Source organism: Klebsiella sp. Q11, from assembly GCF_964241505.1.
Taxonomy (GTDB): domain Bacteria; phylum Pseudomonadota; class Gammaproteobacteria; order Enterobacterales; family Enterobacteriaceae; genus Klebsiella; species Klebsiella michiganensis.
In genome coordinates, this window is record NZ_CAXSXW010000011.1 from 57,582 (window position 1) to 76,873 (window position 19,292).

General features: G+C 49.6%; 15 protein-coding genes and 1 pseudogene. 6 read left to right on the top strand and 10 right to left on the bottom strand.

The window, feature by feature from the left end; genetic code table 11:
• The first annotated feature begins 54 nt into the window (after positions 1-54).
• Positions 55-849 carry a helix-turn-helix domain-containing protein gene (locus ACESQ2_RS18510; protein ID WP_012540031.1) on the top strand — a complete coding sequence of 265 codons (795 nt, stop codon included), beginning with the start codon at positions 55-57 and terminating at the stop codon, positions 847-849.
• Between the two features lie 104 nt (positions 850-953).
• Positions 954-1,556 carry a site-specific integrase gene (locus ACESQ2_RS18515; protein WP_032754877.1) on the top strand — a complete coding sequence of 201 codons (603 nt, stop codon included), beginning with the start codon at positions 954-956 and terminating at the stop codon, positions 1,554-1,556.
• Positions 1,557-1,642: 86 nt separating this feature from the next.
• On the opposite strand, the gene ACESQ2_RS18520 is transcribed toward ACESQ2_RS18515, so the two are convergent.
• From ACESQ2_RS18520 to ACESQ2_RS18545, 6 genes are all read right to left on the bottom strand, one after another.
• A complete protein-coding gene (locus ACESQ2_RS18520; RefSeq protein ID WP_224375514.1) occupies positions 1,643-1,978 on the bottom strand; it encodes a hypothetical protein in 336 nt (111 codons plus the stop codon).
• Positions 1,942-2,586: a hypothetical protein gene (locus ACESQ2_RS18525; RefSeq protein ID WP_032754882.1), complete on the bottom strand. Its 645-nt coding sequence runs from the start codon at positions 2,584-2,586 to the stop codon at positions 1,942-1,944. Before ACESQ2_RS18525 ends, ACESQ2_RS18520 begins: the two co-directional genes overlap by 37 nt.
• Positions 2,583-3,275 carry an HNH endonuclease signature motif containing protein gene (locus ACESQ2_RS18530; protein WP_032754885.1) on the bottom strand — a complete coding sequence of 231 codons (693 nt, stop codon included), beginning with the start codon at positions 3,273-3,275 and terminating at the stop codon, positions 2,583-2,585. The genes ACESQ2_RS18525 and ACESQ2_RS18530 overlap by 4 nt, the downstream gene beginning before the upstream one ends.
• Before the next feature lie 389 nt (positions 3,276-3,664).
• Entirely contained in the window at positions 3,665-4,609 is a 945-nt protein-coding gene (locus tag ACESQ2_RS18535) for an ArdC family protein (protein ID WP_032754888.1), read from the bottom strand.
• 285 nt (positions 4,610-4,894) lie between these two features.
• Entirely contained in the window at positions 4,895-7,036 is a 2,142-nt protein-coding gene (locus ACESQ2_RS18540; RefSeq protein WP_049083419.1) for a DEAD/DEAH box helicase, read from the bottom strand.
• Between the two features lie 106 nt (positions 7,037-7,142).
• Positions 7,143-8,768 carry a dsDNA nuclease domain-containing protein gene (locus ACESQ2_RS18545; protein ID WP_224375512.1) on the bottom strand — a complete coding sequence of 542 codons (1,626 nt, stop codon included), beginning with the start codon at positions 8,766-8,768 and terminating at the stop codon, positions 7,143-7,145.
• 665 nt (positions 8,769-9,433) lie between these two features.
• Here ACESQ2_RS18545 and ACESQ2_RS18550 point away from each other — a divergent pair.
• Both ACESQ2_RS18550 and ACESQ2_RS18555 read left to right on the top strand, forming a co-directional pair.
• On the top strand, positions 9,434-13,867 hold the full coding sequence (locus tag ACESQ2_RS18550) for a sacsin N-terminal ATP-binding-like domain-containing protein (protein ID WP_050887871.1): 4,434 nt from the start codon (positions 9,434-9,436) through the stop codon (positions 13,865-13,867).
• A 22-nt stretch (positions 13,868-13,889) separates the two neighbouring features.
• A pseudogene (locus ACESQ2_RS18555) lies at positions 13,890-14,101 on the top strand (hypothetical protein).
• 129 nt (positions 14,102-14,230) lie between these two features.
• On the opposite strand, the gene ACESQ2_RS18560 reads toward ACESQ2_RS18555, so the two are convergent.
• Positions 14,231-15,190, bottom strand: a complete 960-nt coding sequence (locus ACESQ2_RS18560) for a zinc-binding alcohol dehydrogenase family protein (RefSeq protein ID WP_373171064.1) — start codon at positions 15,188-15,190, stop codon at positions 14,231-14,233.
• A gap of 42 nt (positions 15,191-15,232) precedes the next feature.
• Positions 15,233-15,628: a RidA family protein gene (locus ACESQ2_RS18565; RefSeq protein ID WP_373171066.1), complete on the bottom strand. Its 396-nt coding sequence runs from the start codon at positions 15,626-15,628 to the stop codon at positions 15,233-15,235.
• A 140-nt stretch (positions 15,629-15,768) separates the two neighbouring features.
• On the opposite strand from ACESQ2_RS18565, the gene ACESQ2_RS18570 reads away from it, so the two are divergent.
• Positions 15,769-16,689 carry a LysR family transcriptional regulator gene (locus ACESQ2_RS18570; protein WP_373171068.1) on the top strand — a complete coding sequence of 307 codons (921 nt, stop codon included), beginning with the start codon at positions 15,769-15,771 and terminating at the stop codon, positions 16,687-16,689.
• Between the two features lie 59 nt (positions 16,690-16,748).
• On the opposite strand, the gene ACESQ2_RS18575 is transcribed toward ACESQ2_RS18570, so the two are convergent.
• Positions 16,749-17,651, bottom strand: a complete 903-nt coding sequence (locus ACESQ2_RS18575) for a LysR family transcriptional regulator (RefSeq protein ID WP_373171069.1) — start codon at positions 17,649-17,651, stop codon at positions 16,749-16,751.
• Between the two features lie 127 nt (positions 17,652-17,778).
• Between ACESQ2_RS18575 and ACESQ2_RS18580 the strand changes: the two genes are divergently transcribed.
• Positions 17,779-18,186: a cupin domain-containing protein gene (locus tag ACESQ2_RS18580; RefSeq protein ID WP_279908034.1), complete on the top strand. Its 408-nt coding sequence runs from the start codon at positions 17,779-17,781 to the stop codon at positions 18,184-18,186.
• Between the two features lie 72 nt (positions 18,187-18,258).
• Here the strand turns inward: ACESQ2_RS18580 and ACESQ2_RS18585 are convergent, their stop codons facing one another.
• Positions 18,259-19,188 carry an alpha/beta hydrolase gene (locus tag ACESQ2_RS18585; protein WP_025106079.1) on the bottom strand — a complete coding sequence of 310 codons (930 nt, stop codon included), beginning with the start codon at positions 19,186-19,188 and terminating at the stop codon, positions 18,259-18,261.
• Positions 19,189-19,292 lie beyond the last annotated feature (104 nt).

A 19,292-nucleotide genomic window follows, 5' to 3' on the forward strand; every position in this document is an offset into this window, starting at 1 on the left:
TAAAGGACGCATGAGTTACAGAATATAGATAATCTGACAACATATAGCTAAATCATGCCAGTTAATAAAAAACCGGTGACCTCACCGGAAGAGTTTAATGCCGATGATTTCAGTCAGGCCGCTATCGCCCTGCATGTATCATCGTCAGGCGAGTATGCCGGGCAGCGTCCGCACGCTCATCGCAAGGGGCAACTTATTCTCTCTATGCGCGGTGCAGTGCGCTGTGAGGTTGACGATGCGCTGTGGCTTGTTCCACCGGGGCATGCCGTCTGGGTTCCGGGAGAGATCCCGCACCGTTGCCGGATCACGAAGAATGCAGATACGTGCTTTTTATTCATCGAGCCCGGCGCAGCAGCGATGCCGGAAATTTGCTGTACCATAGCGGTTACACCTCTGGTCCGCGAGCTTGTTCTGTATCTTGCAGAGCAGGAACATACTTATTCTCCTGACAGTAAAACCGCCAGGCTTGCAGCGGTGCTGCTGGAGCATATTCCGGATGTGCCGGTCGAAGCACTCCATCTTCCTGTATCAGATCATCCTAAAATCCGGATTATGGCTGAGGCACTCTTTAATGAGCCAGATGACCGGCGAACGTTAAAGCAATGGGCTGCTCATCTGGCCATCAGCGAGCGATCTCTGGCTAGGCTGATAAAAGAGGCGACAGGAATGAGCTTTGGCCGCTGGCGTCAGCAGCTGCATTTGATGATTGCACTAAGCCATCTGTCTGAAGGTCAGCCCGTGCAGCGCGTAGCCGGAACTCTAGGGTATGATTCGGTAAGTGCGTTTATTACGATGTTCAGAAAAGCGCTGGGTAAATCACCGACGCAATATTTCTCTTCCCTGGATTAGTGCACAAGCACAGAAGTCGAATTTATCTAAATAACACCAGCGTCCGCTTTTCGCTCATAAGGGACAACCATACTCAAATCTCCCACATTGCAGGAGATTTGAGTATGAACACGTCACCGTGGAACAAAGACCGTATCATCGGCCAAAAAAGACCACTTCAGATATCTCATATCTGGGGTATCCGAATCCGACTTGAACTGGAAGGTAAAACGCGCGATTTAGCTCTGTTCAACATGGCCCTGGACAGTAAGCTTCGAGGCTGTGATCTGGTCAAACTCAAAGTATCTGATGTTGCATATGGTAGCTCTGTTTCAAGCAGAGCAACGGTGTTGCAACAGAAAACCGGTAGCCCTGTGCAATTTGAGATAACCAAAGGGACAAGAGAAGCTGTTGCTGCATTGATACAGCTTAGCAATTTGCACAGTAAAGACTGCTTGTTTCGGTCTAGGGTCGGAACTAACCAGCACATTTCAACCCGGCAATACAACCGAATCTTTCATGGGTGGGTAGAAAAGCTTGGTCTCGAAGATTCGCTTTACAGCACACATTCCATGAGAAGAACAAAACCTTACCTGATCTACAAGAAAACCAAGAATCTCCGGGTGATCCAACTTCTGTTGGGTCATAAGAAACTGGAAAGCACAGTCCGTTATCTGGGCATTGAAGTCGATGATGCGTTAGAGATCTCTGAATCGATTGAAGTCTAAGGTTGTCAGGGCTGCAACAGCAGCCCTGTGCCAAAAGTGGAAGTTTGTATTTCAAAATTCTGCAAACAAAACGGGGATTCTTAAAGTTACACAACCAGTGAATCCAGTGTCACTAAATGGCTAAGGGATACACATTTTTGCTTTACAATAAAATCGGTTTCTTCCGCCTCTTTTGGAAGCATGTATAAAATATCCAACGGCAATTCAGCCCCTGCAATCTTCAGCTCTGCTTTGAGCTGGATTAATGCTTCTCCTGCAGGGCCTATAACCAAAATATCGTAATCAGTGCCAACCCCCAAAAGCGACGAACCAAACATAAAACATTCAAAAAACTTCAATGAATTGCACGTTTTTAAAAGGTGGCGTGCCACATCGTTTACCGACATCAACGACGAAGAATTAATTCCTTGAATTCTGACCATTTCATGATTCCGCAACCAAGTTCACGCCCTGCTACAACGGCATTATTAGTAGGATCTCCGTTAGGATTAATGTTCCACATGACATCAACCGGACCAAACTTTTCCCAAAATGATCGCACGGCATCAGCTGTAGGCTCGTATTCAAGTAGCATTCCCACCCTCAGCTTGCGACCATTGGCTAAATGAATATTGAATACGCGATCAAATTCCCTCTCTATACTTTTTACAACTCCCATTTGAGTTATAAGCCGATATGAGAAAAAATAATCTTTGTGAGAAGCAATATTAACATTATTGTCTGAAAGGGCAGAATATAAGGTACCTGCATTACCCCATCCTACTTTTGCGTTACTTAAGTAGTTGATAGCCTCACCTGTCCACACACACTCTTTCCTGTAACCACATAGAAAATCCAAATCAGGGAATTTTTCATGATACTGCTTAGCTATCTCAAGAGTGATCTCATATGATGCGGAAATAATAACTAATGTGTCAGGTCTGTCGTGGATAGAAATTCTGATAGCATCGTCAGCAACGTGTTCTGCAGAACCTGTTCTTTTAAAGTGGTTATTTATATTTTCAAGTGCATATTTAACTTGCCAGTTCATGCAAATATCCCATCCATATCTTGAGGGTAACGAATGGCCCTTCCAGAAACACCACAAACATGTCGCTCAGAAAGCCCGCGAACATGTTCTTTGTATTGTGCAAAGGTTTCCCGCTCTTCGGCTGTCAGATGGCATAAATTCATGCTTATGATCGCCTGAATGCGGAAGTGATTAGGTAAAATGACACTTTTCATCCTTTGCGACCATATTTGGGCCGTTTCAGACTCAGGATTGAAGTCAGACCTTGCCCCTTCAACAGGAGCGAACTCTTTCCATATAGCCTTATTTTCATCCATAGCTGCTACGACAGCCTCTCTCGCTTGTCTTCTATCTTCATAACGAATATTACCTTGCTTGTGCGCTAAGGCTGCAAGATGGTTGCTCTTCCACTCTAAAATCATGCTTCTTGAAAAGGACTCAGGCGCTTTATCGATAATGGTGTGGCAAGTTGGACATAGCAGTATGAGGTTTTCAAATGAGTCTGCTTCAAACTCCTCAGCAGGTCTCTCTTCGTGGCGGGGCCCAGTATCACCATGAGGAATGACATGTGCCATTTCAGCAATATGCTTATCACCGCCTATCTCTGCTGGGAAAAGCGGCTTAAGGCAGTCTGGTTTCTGACAATGACCTGCGGACGCCGAAAACAGCCGCAATTTGGTTTCGTTTGGGATACTTTTCCGAATAGCCATATTAGATTCCAAGCACTTGATTGTACGAGTAAAAATCTACCGCACTACAGTTGAAATAGTATACAGCTGACCAGCCTTATATTGCACTGAGTTTTTCATCATGCGTTATTCCATTTTGATAACAATATCGAACTTCCGCTCCTCGCTCGTTGCCGACTGTCACGCTGAATCGTGTTCTAATAAAGAACACGGCCAGATCAAGTCTGAGCCAATACACCTAAAGTTATGAGCGGGCTCTTTGCCGCCCGCCCCCGCAGCCTGCGAATTTTTCCTGACACACTGTGCCACGAAAAATTCGTAGGGAGGTTATACCTTTAACACCACCACGACTCTGCCCACAAGAATATATTGTCAAAGCCACATTCCTTTGCGACTTCTTGCCCCTGCCCTCAGGCTTTATCCATTAAATAACGATGCGCTTTTGATGCCTCACTAGCAGCTTTGAAAACATAGCGCTTATCGTTTTTCAGTGCTTTCAGCCAAGAAGCAATATAGCTTTCGTGCTGCACCTCTCCAACAATACCCAAATCCGCCATCAGAAAAGCACTTCCCAGCTCAGCCACTAATTCCTCCTCCGCATAATCTGCGCTGCCAAATTTCCCTTTCATTTCACGGTTAAGCCTTTTTTTACCACCGCTCCAGTGAACCAGCTCATGCAGGCCAGTAGCGTAGAAATTAGCAGCAGCGGAAAAAAGGTGACGCTCTGGTAGCCAGACCTCATCAGTTGAGGGTTGGAAAAAGGCATTTTGTCCTTTCTCAATGATGTTTGCGCCACTCTTTTGGAACAGATTTTCAGCCTCCGGCAACGGGTCAAAGATTGCTTCTGGGCTGACTATTTCAGTTGTCAGAGGAAGGCCATCAATTTGTTCAACGTTGAACACATTGAAGGTTTTCAGCATTGGGATCTGGTCGATGTCACCGTCTTCGTTTTCTTTCTCTAAGGTTTTATAGAAAATGGCTGCCGTACCGTGTTCACCTTTTCGAACCTGCCCGCCTATTGCCTGCGCCTGTTTGTAGGTCATCCAGCGTGAATCACCAAAGCCCTGTTTTGACGCGCTGCACCACAACAGCATGATATTCATTCCGCTATACGCGATACCGGTTGCGAAGTTGGAAGGCAACCCAGACATGCCCGGCACTCGTTTCCACGGGCAAGACCACGGTTTTACACCGGCTTCAAGCGTTGCAATGATGTTGTTGGTGACAGTCTGATAAATATCGGTTTTGGCTTTAGAAAATTTCGTTTTTGAGGAGCCTGACTGCTCCAGCGGGGATACGCTGGTCGCCGCTGCGGTGTTAGGGGCGCTAGTCTGGGTATGCAGGGAAATGGTCATGTTTTTTCTCCGTCAGTGGTGTGATTTTCGTCTTCGTATCGCCTGACGGTTCGCTTTCCCGACATCATTCCGGCCAGCAAGGGCGCAGAATGCGTGCCATTTACCCTTGCGGGATGGGTTGTGTTGGGAAACGATTAACCGGAAGCTGATACGAGAACGGAAGTCACACGGAGAAAAAACTGACACAGCATAGGCGGGCGTAGCGCCCCTTAGACCGCAGCAGTGAAAGGGGGTTGGGAAGTACGTTCATATAGCTATTTAAGGTGCTGCACACAGCCAAACTCGCTACATTTCGGACACAGCCCAACGCATTAAGCTTTTCTCAAAGCCAGTCAGTTGAAGGTGCTCTACTCTGGGTGCTAGGGTCCGAAGTTTCGCCAGCAGATCGTTCAGATGTTCCGATGGCAAGATGAGGTTCTTGATCTGAGTCGAGATCTGAGTGGGAATTCCGTATTCGTCCAACGCAGTAAGTAGCGGGTCGAGGAACATATTTTCAAGCGGCTCAGCAAAGAAGCTGAAATCTCCCGGCTCGCTCCCTTCTTTCGCCAGCACATCGGCCTGAATTTTATTTACGGCCATGATGTCCCGAGGCAATCGGAAACACACCATGTTTCTAATGAATTTCAGGCGCAGATTGATCGCTTCGCTGGATGTGTGTTCCGGTCGTCGATTCTCCACCGCGTCTCTTAGGTAAGCAGGCAGGTTTTTCTGAGTTCGGAGCTCATTGATGTGCCACACCAATTGCGAGCTGGACGAGATACCATAATCCATAAGGTTACCGCCCTCCAGAATGTAAACCAGCTCACATAAGTAATTTAGTTGGTTCGGCTCAGGAATGCCTTTCCAGTCCAGAAGCTTGCTGCTGAGCAGTAAGTCACGAATGATCGCTTCTGCTACCTCGATTTGCCGCTCAATCGGAACGTGCCGATTCTCTATCAGGGTTGTCGGCGACAATACCGGGTTGGCGTATGCATCTTGCAGCCGGCCACGTGAAATATCGGTAAGGTATTCGTTCTCCAGTTGCATGAGGAGTCCCATTGGGGAGTTTTCATCCTGATGGCCGATGGGGTATTCGACTGTGAGGCCCTGCTCAAGGGGAGGCGCTTCGAGCATGAAGACTTTTCCAATGAAGTACTTATTCATGCGGCCTGCGCGACCGGAAATATTCTTGTAGGTGAAGTAATCGAACGTTGAATTCTTCAGGCGGCGGTCGTAAATGATCACGTTCTCTGCCGATGTGTTGACACCTTCAATCATCGTAGATGTACAGATGATTCGCTTGATGATGCCCTCGTTGAACAACTTGACGATGTACTGCTGCAATGCACGTGGCACTCCGCCATGGTGAATCCCGATACCCAGAGATATTGCCTTAGCAACGTTCCATTCAGGGTGGTAGTGTTTAGAGATCCATGCTGCTATTTCCTGCGTCTCTGGTACTGGTGTCAGCCCAGCTTCCTGAATCAAATACTCTGCGACCCTGTTCGCACTAGGTGGTGCCTGACAGTATATTAAGGTAGGCGAGTCTAGGGTTGTGACCAACTCGAGCAATTTTTCCTTTCGCTCTTCGGATCGCATCTCCAGATTGAAATTCTGGATGTCGACCGCGACAGTGCTGTAGTCGGATGGGATGAAGTGGTACTCATAGTCATCCAAACCAGAGATCTTCTGAATGTGAGGCCCGAGCATGTAGAACTGAGCACCAGTCTTTGCGAGCTTGTGAAAGGCCAAGCTCAGGTCAACAGCGCGCGTGCTTTCGTCTGTGGCATTCCCCAGATCGATTTTGTAGAACTCGTCCAAGACGAAGAACTCCACATCAGCAAGATCAGGACGCTGGATGACACGCTCTTGGGTGAGCAAGTAGACATTGGTTGTCTCGCTCACAGATTCCTGGCTCGGATGCGTAATCAGGTTGAAGTCCTTAAAGCGTTTGACCAGACGACGGCGGGTTTCGTCGATCAGCGCAATGGTCGGAACGATCACCACCACCTTTTTGAATCGTCTCTGTGCCAGCACAGCGTCAATTACTAGACTTTTTCCGACGCTTGTAGAAGCACTGAGTACAACGTTTCGGCCTTGCATGATCAAGCTGAAAACATGAGCCTGCAGGTGATGAAACACCATGCCCTGTTCTACTCCCTCGACCCTGTGAGCTTCATAAGCCAAGCGATCAGAAATCGCCATGCTGCTGAGGTGAGGAGTGATATAGGGGAATAGTCCGACAGCTCGTACCATGTTTAGCAGGAGCGACTGTTCGACAGAGTCAAAAAGCTTAAATTTGTCGAGTGCTCGGATCACCAAATCGCGGCCCTCCCACTCTGAATTGCTTCTGTTGACAATGGTGTTGATGGCGAGAAGCACATCGACCGTCGATGCGCTTTCTTCACCCAGTTTCGCCAGGATGTTCTTGATTTTTTCGTAATTCATAGCCGCTTTGTTCCTTGAGACATCTGCGGCAGAGTGACCTGCCCGGGATATCTTCATCCTCGTATACCTTCTGCTCCGTAATCCGGAGAGCATGTATCAGTTATGCCTATAATTCTTCCAGCTTTTCGCAGTAAGAGTTGAAAGCCTTGGTCAGATGTTCAATGCTTTCCATAGGCACCAAAAAGATGTGCACCTTCACTTGTTTGATGTTCTCCGGCAGTTCCGAGGTGAACGTTCTGAAGTGGGTTTCGATCTCTATCTTGAGGTTGTCTACGTAATCAGTGAGCCAGCCTGACGAAAGCGCTGCACTATCGTAGGTCAACAAGATAGGGAAGCAGAGAATATTCAGCATGTCATCGACAGGAGAATTTCGATGCAGAGCTTGGTTGAAGGAATCTGCTTTTGGCTGGTGATGTAAAGGTTCGCGTAAAGAAATAATGATTTCTCGCTCTGCCGACAGCACGGTTTCTGAGATCGTTTCGTCAAGAATTTCGCGAATTTGCTCTAGGGTTGTATCCATATCATTTGCTTTGATCAAGCGGGCAAGACCTAGCCACAACTGATCATCCTGATCAGGCATCTGAACGATGTGAGCATTGCCAAATTCTGAAAGCTTGTCAGCAGATTTGTAGAATACTTTGCACGCAACGGGCTCGCTGTCTTGGCGACTGCGCAGGATGGAGTGCAGAATTAGTTCTGCAATGAGCCTATCGCGCGGAAGCTCACTGTCGCTGAAGGTACTGATTGACCTAGCCAGGATCGCTTTGGCGTTATGCGCGAGGATGTTTACGATTTCACTGGCCTTTAGGGAAAACTCAGGTAGCCATTCGATGAGATGCTTTGCGTAATTTTCGTGCCGCCATTTCTTAAGTGCATAGCGCACGTCAAAACCAGAAAATGAGTGCAATAAGCCCTCTTTAGTGTTGGCGTGAAACTCGACCAAGAACGGATCCGGACGCTTTTTATATGGTTTGGATGTGGCTGTTGACTTGTCATCAGCCTCGTCTAATAATTTTCTGAGGTAAGCCAGCGTCGGATCTCGAAGGATGATCTTAGATGCTGCAGCTGTCTTCACGCTAGCCGTGGCCGCTTTGTCAGCAATCTCTAAAAATTCTTCGTAAATTGCCTTTAGTTGCGTGAAGTTGGGACGATTTCCAAGCACCTCCGCAAGCTGGGACAAAGCCTTTATATTGACGGCCTCCAACGCCTCAACATCACCGTACACCTGCCAGACAAAGTTTTCCGCCCAGTACAAAAAGTTCCTTTTTTGAGGTGAGACAAAAGTTTTAAACGTCTTGCACAGTGCCATACCTCGGGTCGTGGTTATGTCAGGCAGAACACGCTTATCTATCTCTTTCTTGAATCCTTCAAGAATTTTTGCGACGTCGCGCTTGGTCACGATTCGGAAACGGGCAATACCTGGACGTACATCGCATTTCAGCGATTTATGCAGAAGCGAAGAATTAGCCTTGCTGCCATCTAACGCCGTTATCTCTTTCAAGTTCCATTTGCCATCACTTTCGGTTGTTTTGACCTGAATGTATTCATTTAGAATCTGGCCCTCGCATTGGAATACAGCCACGATATCATCCGCTGTCTCGCATTCCACTTGAGAGTAGTTGCTGTCTCGGAGCATCTTGAAGATGAAACTAACAGCTACGTGATCCTGATACTTGAAGCCTTGCCTTGCCGCAGGCCCACCTGCATCAGATAGGCTAGTAATACTCATCATGACATCCTTGCATTGCGAGAAGATTTGCAGAAATCGGACATCAGCTCAGCCAATCAAGACAACACATGCAAAACCTGCTAATACTACAGCGCTATTCCTAATAGAAGTCATTGGCAGGTCATCTGCAATATTTATTGTCACTTTATGCTGCTCTCAATAGTCCAGGTAAAAGCAATATTTCGATTGAATCACCCAGCAGTCGTGAACACAAGTTAACCGCTTTTTGCCGAATGCAGTCATTTATACAAATGGATAATAGACGAAATAAATCATTGCGTCTCAGCTTTGCAGATCGCGCAGCTCTAAGTTCGCTGTTTGCTCATCCATAATAGGATTGGCTATCGCCATACTTCTGTATCCCGACGCCTACCGACCGCCTTCCAGATCCGGGTCTGCACGCTAGTACTTGCCATGGAGCTCAATACACAGGAACGACCAATGACATGTCCAGTCTTCTTTCCTGACGCCTTCACCTCCGTGGTTGTAACCCGTGGTTACGTAACTGGGGCATGGTGAGCCCCTTGCTCAAAAAAAGTGCTGTACAATGTGGATAGAGCGAAGTGATAGTGAACAACTGCCCCATCATCTTAACAAAACAGGTATGGCGGTTAGCCTACTAGCAGGATAACCGCCTTTGTTTTCAATTTCAGCGAGCCTTTTTCTATATGTCCCTTCCGCAAGACACCAGTAATACACCAGACATTTCAGATACTCTTAAAGGTCAAAATGCCGCCCGGCTTATCATTGATAATGATCCCGCAGCAGTTCATATCCATGATCCCAGAACCATCGAGTTTGCAGATGCCATGATCGACACTGCTGCAGGCGAACTTAAAAACGCCGCCGGTATACTCAAAAAAATGGTTAAGGGTGCGGCTGCAAGCGCAGAAGATCTAGCGGTGGCAACCTTCCAGGGTATCATCGAAATTATTCAGAACGCAGATGATGTAAGGGCGACTAAGGTATGGTTTGGACTAAGATCAACTGAAGCAGGTAAACAGCTACTGCTTGTCCACAATGGCACTCCAGTAACCTGCCTCAACGTTCTTGGGATGGTTCTTCCTTACCAAACTTCCAAGACCAATAGAATAGACCAACGTGGCCGATTTGGGATCGGGATGAAAACTCTTTTGCGCATTGCCGACTCAATTTCCGTACACTCTGCGCCTTACCATTTTTCATGTAATCAACTAGATTTTAACCGCTTGCCACCTGAACCAGCTCTTCCTGGTTTTTATGACCCGGGACACCATACGCTGATTGTCGCAGATCTTAATTCAGCCTTTGATGATGCTGAGCTCATTGAATGGTTTGATTCATGGCGCCATGAAGGATTACTGTTTCTAAGTTCGGTAAGCCAATTAAAATGGTGTGAACTGGATGGCAGTATAAAAAGCGAACGCTCGCTGGATTTTTCAAGCTGGAAGGATACTGGTTATGAGCTGCAACACCCGGGAATCAGAAAGCTGCAATATCGATACGCTAAAAGTAAAGAAGATGACTGGACTGTCTGGCGAGCATCGGTAGCCGTTCCTGAACATTTACACCCAGCTCATAAAACACGTAGTGAAGAAACAGATATTTCAATCGCCATTTCGTCACAGCCGGTTAACTCAGGAATCTTCATTGGCTTTCGTACCGATATTCCCTCAACGCTCCCTTTTTCATTAGATGCACAATTCGATCCTAGTACGTCACGTGAGTCCATTATAGAAAATGACTGGAATCGATGGTTAATAGATCGAACTGCAGAAGTCGTTGGAAATATAGCCGCTGGGATGCTAATTACCAGCCCCAAAACGGCATGGAATCTCATTCCACTCTCTATTGAGGGCGTAGATCCAGGCCGTAGCTCAATTCTTAACAAGCGTTTTTTAGCCGCGCTAAAAACAACCAGAACATGGTTATCTCAGCATGCCCTGATACAACTACCTTTAGGTAATTATCCTTTTTCTGATCTCAGTTACGAAGAAGACATACTAACTGGTTTTCTGACCGAAGAGGATGTCGAACTCATTCATAAAGGTTTGCATGCTTTACATAGAAGTACCCGGGATAGCCAGGATCGCTGGCGTAGTGTTATGGATGAACTCAATGTGTCAAGACTTGTCGATACAGGTGAATTACTTGATGCCATGGAAAACCGGATATTCAATTTTAAACCTGCGGCATGGTGGGTCAATGCAGGGGCATGCCTTGTTGAGAATCATGAAAATACCGAATTATTTGAACGTCCCTTCCTGCTTTCTCATCTTAATGAACCAGTTTCCTGCAAACCGAAAGCGCAAACTTCAATCCCTCTGGTTTTGAACAGCCCTTCTGATTTTTCTTTACACTGGGGGCTGATGGAACGACTGCATTCAGATTATGCTGATAAGAGTACTGGCGAACCAGTCATTGCATGGCTGGATAACCACGCCGCTTTTGTCAGCCAAACCGACACAGCTATCGAACTGAATGCCTTTGCAGAGAAATTCGAAAAAAGCAGCATTGAAATATCTGAAGATGAGCTCCGCTTACTTCGGGACAAATTTGATTATCTACGGGACACCGAAGCAAAGGTTATAGGGACTAAAATTGGCACTATTCTCAAACTGGATGGATATGTCTATGATGGTGTTCGGATGCTCCGACAAAAAGTGCGCCTCTCAGAAAGCTATCTGTGTAAAACCCTAGATGGTGAAAACTCAACGTGGCCTGATGCCGCCGGGAAAACAGATGGTATTCAATGGGTTGGAGCCAAATATGAAGCCATTTTGAAAACTAACATCACCAAAGGAGCAAAACGCAAACGCGAGGATGGAACACAATCTCGGGGAGCCAGAAAGTTTCTATTCCTGCTTGGGGTTGAATCATCACCTCGTATAGAGAAAGTGAATGAAAACCTCTATTGGGGAACAGAGCTCCGTAAAAAAGAACTCAGGGAACATGGAGCTGAGCTGGTTGATTACGACTATGAATCACCAGATCTTGAGCATGTCATTCAAAATATCAAGGAAGCCACTAAGCAGCACGCGAAACAGCGAAGTCCTGCGCTGGTCCATACCCTTTCCAAAAACTGGCATCGCCTGTATGCCCATGTCTCAATGGTCCCCTCCCTTCACAAAGCGATTAAGTACTTTTATAAAAAGGGAAATGTCACAGCTGCGTGGCTGAATACACTAAGAAGTGTCGATTGGGTTGCGGTCGGTAAAGGAGAAACTGTTTTTTCTAATATTGCTGTGTTGAAGACCCCAGAGACTCAAACGCTTTACCAGACCTTCATCTGCGGGGTAAATGCCAAGGATATTGATCTCGATTTTTTAACCGCATTAGGCATCATTACTGATGTCAGAATCAGTGACCTACTAACTCAACTTAAGGCCTTACGTGACAGCCCGAGAATGGTAGATCAGACTCAAACACAGTCGATTTACCGTGCAATTGCAAAACGCTGTCCTTCTTCCGAGTCATATTTTTCATCGAAAGTGGGCGAACTCACTATCCAGGAGCTCAGGAGTCGCTTTCTAGAGGGAAAAGGACTCGTTTATGTGCCCTCAAAAGGATGGGCTAAACCAAACGAATTACTTAGAGGGCTAGATATTTTCCATGGCCAGCGACTTTTTGTGCCTGGAGGCTCGTCGTCAAATTGCCAAAACCTTTGGCGTACACTGAATATCCCCGAACCAGGCATTGATGACTGTATCCAATGCTGTCGGGAACTGACTCGTGAACAGTATGATTCAAGAATAGAATCTCAGCTTATGGATGTTTATCGTTACATGGAGAAATTGCTGGAGCATGCAGAGCGCTACCATAAAGATAAGTTACGGGTACTACCACTGTTCTGCTCGACTGGCTGGGTAACTCAACGCCCAATTCACTACGTGGACAATCCAGAGCTTCGGCAGCAATTAAGTAAGAGGCTTCCTACCCTTCATTGCTGGATACCGCCTTGTGATATACAGGATTTCCCTAGACTGGTTAAAGCACTTAGAGTAAAAGAACTGAATCCTGAACTTCAGATTCTCGGTAATAATTCCTACGCTAAAGAGCGTGGTGACCAGGAAAGATTACGTTTTGGGCATGCTGTTGAACACCTGTCAAATGAGCTTGCCAGAAGTACCCCTGAATTACGTGAAAAACTCGTTATAAGCTGGGATACTCTTAGGAATACTCAGCTCTATATTTACGAGCACCCCATCACAGTGCGTGCATTGTCTTCAGAGTTCCCTGCTGGATTTATTGAAGTTGCTCTTAATGCCGTGAGTTTGAACCAATCCGAAGTCTTCCATTTTTATAATGACGCAATCGGCAATCGTGATTCTGGAGGATGGCTTATTGCTTCTCTGTTTCCTGCAAAAGAACGTCGGCGAATTGATGGCGAATGGGTTCTTGCTTGGCAAAAAAGCTGTCACTCAGCGGCAGAAGCAATCCGCCTTGCGAGTGACGAGGCTCGTACTGAAGCCATGGAAGATATAATCACCAATATTAACGGTTCGGTAAAACACAAAATTAACGTTACTCCACCGAAGAGCCGATCAGTTGGAGCGAAGCCAAGAACACTGAAGCCATCGGTAGGTGCTATGGTCGGAGCTTCGCTGCAGACCAAGGCTGCACCCTCAAAATCTACAGCCACCCGTGGAGGATCCCGAGGACTGAAAAATACCCCGCCAGTGCCCCAACGAGGTCCAAGTTCATCAGTTCCCGCACCGGTTGCCTATACCAACGCAGATCTTGAGCAGAGAGCTTGGGAGCTACTTTCCCAAGCTCTGGACACAACCGACGATCAGAGGATTATTGATTTCAGACGCAATCATGGTGTGGGTGCCGATGCCGTTATTGACTGGAAACAGTTTATCGAAATGAAAGCCACTGGCCGTGGTCCCCAGAACCAGATAGAGATGTCTAACAATGAGTACTTACGCGCTAAGGAACGTGGAAGCAACTTTATTCTGGCTCTTGTGTCAGGACTTGAAACAGGTCAGTCGGATGAAATCAGGCTCATAATTGATCCTGTTAATTGTGCCAACGTAATCCCTACTAATGGGGTCAGATTAGGTGGGTTACTTGATGCCCCCTCCGTTGTTATTGAGTTTGAGAGCAGTAATGATGAATAGATAATCCTTGGCGATTCACCACATTCAGAGTGGGGAACTCAAACTAGTTTTATGTCACCTGTGTCATTGGTGGTCACTCTGGTGGTCTTGACAGAAGGGGATTTCTGATTTAGCTTAATAATTAGCCAGTTACTGGCAAAGGCGATCCCAGTCAGAGGAGCCAAATTTGAAAAGCCTGCTTTTGAAGCGGGCTTTTTTATTTTCATTTTCTCCTCCACATCGGAAGAATTTTGAGGTCAAGCGGATTCGAGGACGGCGTGCCCACAGTGTCCCTTAACGCCTCAAAATCAGAAAGTTAGTACCATCCGAAAAACGCTTCTAATAGCATCCTGCCGCCACGCACTCATCCTGGTCAAACGCGCGTCATGGCTTCATCACGATCCGGCCAAGCGGTTTCGCTGTCTCAGCAAATTCGTGGGCCGCGGCAGCGTTAGCCAGGGGGAAGATGCGATCAATGACAACCGTGACGCGCCCTGCTGCTACAGCCTGCAGCATCTCGTCCACGCTTGTTCGAACTCCATGTCTTGCAAAAAGAGGTCCCATGAATACCCCCATGAGCGTCTGGTTAGACTGCATTGCCGGCCATAAGTCGACAGTCAGACTGCCGCCGCCGGCATTACCGACGAAGACCAGACGTCCTTCCGGAGCGAGTGCAGAAAGCGAAACAGGCAACGTCGTTCCCACCGGATCGATGACGAGCTCAACACCGGTGCCATGGGTGTACTGTCGGACACTGTCCACGATGTTATCCTTTGTACGATCCACAACATAATCGGCACCAAGTTCACGCAACCGACCTCGTCGCTGCGTTCCGCTTACCACGGCGATGACCGTTGCGCCTGCTTGTGAGGCAAGCTGAACGGCCGCGAGCCCCACGCCACCCGCTGCGGCCTGAATAAGAACGGTTTCTCCCTGCCGGAGCATGCCACGCGTGAAAAGGCAATGATGCGCGGTTCCAAATGAAATCGGCAACACTGCCGCTTCTGCCATTCCCACCCCATCGGGTATAAGCCAGGTGCGTTCCGCGGGCACAGCCCAACGTTCCGCATGCGATCCCTGCATGTGAAAAGCAGCGACTCTGTCCCCAACCGTACGGCTTCGGACTTTCGATCCGACGGCAACAACTGTGCCCGCGGCCGCGTAGCCAACGATCCATGAAGGAAGCGGCGGCGGCGTTGAACGGCGATTGATCAAATCGCCACCCTCAATCGAGATAGCCTCGACAGAAATCAGGATGTCGTCGGGCCCTGTGACCGGCTCCGGGACATCGACATATTTCAGGACGCCGGGAGCGCCTTCCACGTCATAGACCGCTGCTTTCATAAATTTTCCTCTGTCTTATCTTCCGACTGGCGGAAAAACCCGTCACGCGCAGGGCAGCCTGGCAATCACCTTAATCTCAAACTGGAATCCGTAAAGCCACGTCACGCCGATCCCGGTCAACGTAGGGTAAGGCGCTTCCCCCCAATATTCTGGCAGGATACTCCGGATAGCGTCGAGATTTGACTCGGGATCGACGACAAAGAGGGTCACGTCAACCACGTCACCGAACGTGCAGCCCGCAGCCGCGAGAACAGCATTCAGATTATTGAATGCCAGCCTGACCTGCGCTTTTAGTTCGGGCTCAGGCGAACCATCCTCGCGGCTACCAACCTGCCCGGAAACGAACAAGAAACCATTGGATTTAATGGCCGGTGAATAGCGATTGCGCTCATAGAGCACCTGCCGACCGAGGGGAAAAACGGCTTCGCGTGCTGTCATATTTGTACCTCTGCAATGGGGCAAAATCAGCCCGGTGAACGTAAAGTCACTTTACAGGTGCGGGATCGGGTGGATAAACAAGCGACTTTGTCCATCATTGTTTGTAAAATCCAAACAATCGGTGAAAAGGGGGATAAGGAATGGATCGTTTCGATGCGATGCGCGCCTTTGCTCGCGTGGTGGAGGCAGGGAGCTTCACAAAGGCTGCCCAAACGCTTCATATGAGTAAAACCACGGTGACGCAGCTCATTCAGCAGCTGGAAGCGCGCCTGCGCGTCAAGTTGCTCCATCGCACCACCCGCAGGCTCGGCGTGACTGCCGATGGCGCGGTCTACTACGAGCGCGTCATCCGCCTGCTGGCGGACATGGAGGATGCTGAAAACAGCCTGTCCAGTGCGGCGATGACGCCCAGGGGACGGCTACGGGTGGATGTGCCCAGTCCGCTGGCCCGCCTCGTCCTGGTACCGGCGCTACCGGCTTTCCACGCGCGCTACCCTGACATCCAGTTCGACATGGGCGTCAGCGACCGGGTGGTGGACCTGATCGGCGACAATGTGGATTGCGTCCTGCGCGGTGGCGACATCAACGACCAGTCCCTGATCGCGCGCCATGTCGGCGATTTGCAAATCGGCGTCTACGCCGCCCCTGGCTATGTGGAGCGCCTTGGCGCCCCTGCGCACCCGCGAGAGCTGGAAAACACCGACCATCGCATAGTGGGATTCTTGTCCTCGCGCACCGGTAAGATTGATCCTCTGGTCCTGCGCAGTGGGAGTGAACATATTGAAATCACAGGCCGCTATGTACTTGCCGTGGATGATGGCAACGCTTACCTCGAAGCGGGGCTCGCTGGCTTAGGCGTGATTGCGCTGCCAACCTATATGGCGGCAAAACATCGGGCCAGTGGCGCTTTAATTCCGTTATTTGAACAATGGCATATCAGTCCAATGCCATTGTACCTGGCGTTTCCGCCGAACCGCCATGTCAACGCCAAACTACGTGTTTTTATTGATTGGATCGTTGAATTGATGCAGCAGCATGTTCCCAATTCCAACAATAAGTAACGCCATCCCGGTCTGAGGATCCCTGTTTAAGAAACCCGGCAGCCATCGCGCAGCCGGGATCACCCCCTGCGGTGCCAGCGCAGCGCGTCGACCACCAGCGTAAACGCCGCCGGAAGATGCTGTCGGCCCGGGTAGTAAAGATAGTATCCCGGGAAATGAGGGCACCAGTCGGCAAGTAGCGGTACCAGTTCCCCCGTAGCGATATATTTCGCCGCTAAGTCGTGAGGAACATAGGCAATCCCTGCTCCGTCCAGCGCGGCCTGAATCATCAGAAAGGTATTGTTGAAAACGGTTTGCCCGTCAACGCGAACGCGGGTCTTTTGACTTCCCTTTTCAAACTCCCAGGCGTAAAGCGCGCCGTGGGTGGGCAAACGCAAATTAACGCAGTTATGCGCCATCAGATCCTCAGGACGTCTTACTGCCGCCCTGCCGGCAAGATAAGCGGGGGCGGCAACCACCGCCATCTGCACATCGGGCGTGATGCGCACCGCAATCATGTCCTTATCCACCTGATCGCCCATCCGTACGCCGGCATCAAAACGCTGGGCGGCAATGTCGGTCAGCTCGTACCCGACGCTGAACTCAATATGAATATCCGGGTATTGCGTTAATAAAGGCCGCAGACGGGGCCACAGCACGGTGACGATGGCATGATCGTTGGCGGTGATGCGTACCGTCCCGGCGGGTTTATCTCGTGAAGCGCGCAGCGAAGCCAGTTCAGCTTCGATTTCATTCAGCCGCGGCGCCAGAACGGCCAGCAGACGGTTCCCGGCATCGGTTGGCGAAACGCTGCGCGTGGTGCGGGTTAACAGCCTTACCCCGAGACGCGCTTCCAGAGCCAGCAGCGTATGGCTCAGCGCTGACCGGGAAACACCCAGAATCGCGGCCGCCCGGGTAAAGCTGCGCTCGTGAGCCACCGTGGCAAAAGCCTGCAGGTCGTTGAGTTTTTCTTTGCCCATCATTGGTGAATTTTGTGCACCAGTGTATTCATATTTGCGCATCTTATCATTTAATCAAACCTTCTCTACACTTTGTTCAACGAGTCGTAAGGGGCCGCTTAAAAGCCCGAAACTGAAATGTGGAGACATCATGAACCAACAATTTGACGGTAACGGTATCTTCCCTAAGGGGGAGAAAAACGAGGCCTATGCGCAGTATTTTCAGGGTACCAGCTACCTGAATATGCTCTCCACGGAAGGGGTCAATATCGGTAACGTGGTCTTCGAGCCCGGCTGCCGTAACCACTGGCATATCCATCATAAAGGCGGGCAAATTTTACTGGTGACCGGCGGTCGCGGCTGGTATCAGGAGTGGAATCAACCGGCGCGCGAGCTTACCACTGGGGACGTCGTGAATATTCCCGCCGGCGTCAAGCACTGGCACGGCGCGGCCGCCGATAGCTGGTTTGCCCATATCGCCGTTGCCGTCCCTGCCGAAGGTGCGTCTAACGAATGGCTGGAGCCGGTCGCCGACGACGCCTATCGTCAACTGCCTTAAACATCGAAACAGCAGGGCCGCCAGTTAATGCGCCCTGCTCTCATTCGGCGGTATGCGAAAATGCATCTTCGACTAATTGCCCGAGCCCCGGGGAAAACCGCTCATCGCCAGCAGCGCGCTTTGCAGCGAGGCGCTAAACATCTCCCCGTGAGACAGCCCGGGATAGGGCCACCAGTTGACCGCCACGCCATTTTTCTTGAGCAGGGAAACCGTCTGCAGGACGTTGCCCCGGATCTCTTCTGCTCCCGCGGAAGAGGCCCGCTGGGTCGCAACCGCCCCCTCCATCAGGTACAGGGTCTTCCGGTTAAACGCATCCGCCTTCGCCGCGGCCATTTTTGCTAACAGCGAGGCGTTGCCCCGTCCCAGAGAAGGACTGGCAGAAAAATAGATTTGGAAGCGGGATGACGCCAGCCAGGCGTCAATGATGAATAATCCGCCATAGGAGTGCCCCCAGATAGCCCGCTGCTGAGGGTTGATAGCGATCCCGCGCTCAACTTTTTCCACGATGGTATTTTCTAATAGCTGGCGAAATGCCTCGCTGCCGCCGCTCTTCCGTCGGTCCCATCCGGCGTCGGCAGGATTCTCCTCTACTTTCGGCCGGTAGTCATAGGCTCGGGCGGGCTGATCGAAGGGCAAATTCGTTTGATAGCCGATGGCCACAATAACGGGCGGCGTTTTTTGCGTAAACGTCTCAAGCAGCGAGTCGGACAACCGGTCCATCACCGCGTTGCCGTCCAGGGCGTACAGAATCGGATACCCCTGCGCGGGCGGCGCCGCGTTCGGTATCGCCGTCCAGACCTTATAATGCCGTTCGCCATCAAGGGAATCGAAATAAGCAACGTTGAAGTGATAATACGCGGAACCGCGGTCGGCGATATTCGGCCCCAGCGGGCGCATATCCGGCCTGGCGTAAGCGTTAATGCCATAAAGCGTGGAGACCAGCGCGGCGATAAAAATCCGCCCTTTCGGCGGAGAAGCAAAACAAAACTTGCGAAGCGACATCGGTTGATTGTTTCCAGCACACCCTCGGTAGTGATAATGATTGCTAATATCAATCTCAATTGCAAGCAACGAGGTTATCCCGGGAGCGGCGCGTTGCGCCTGCC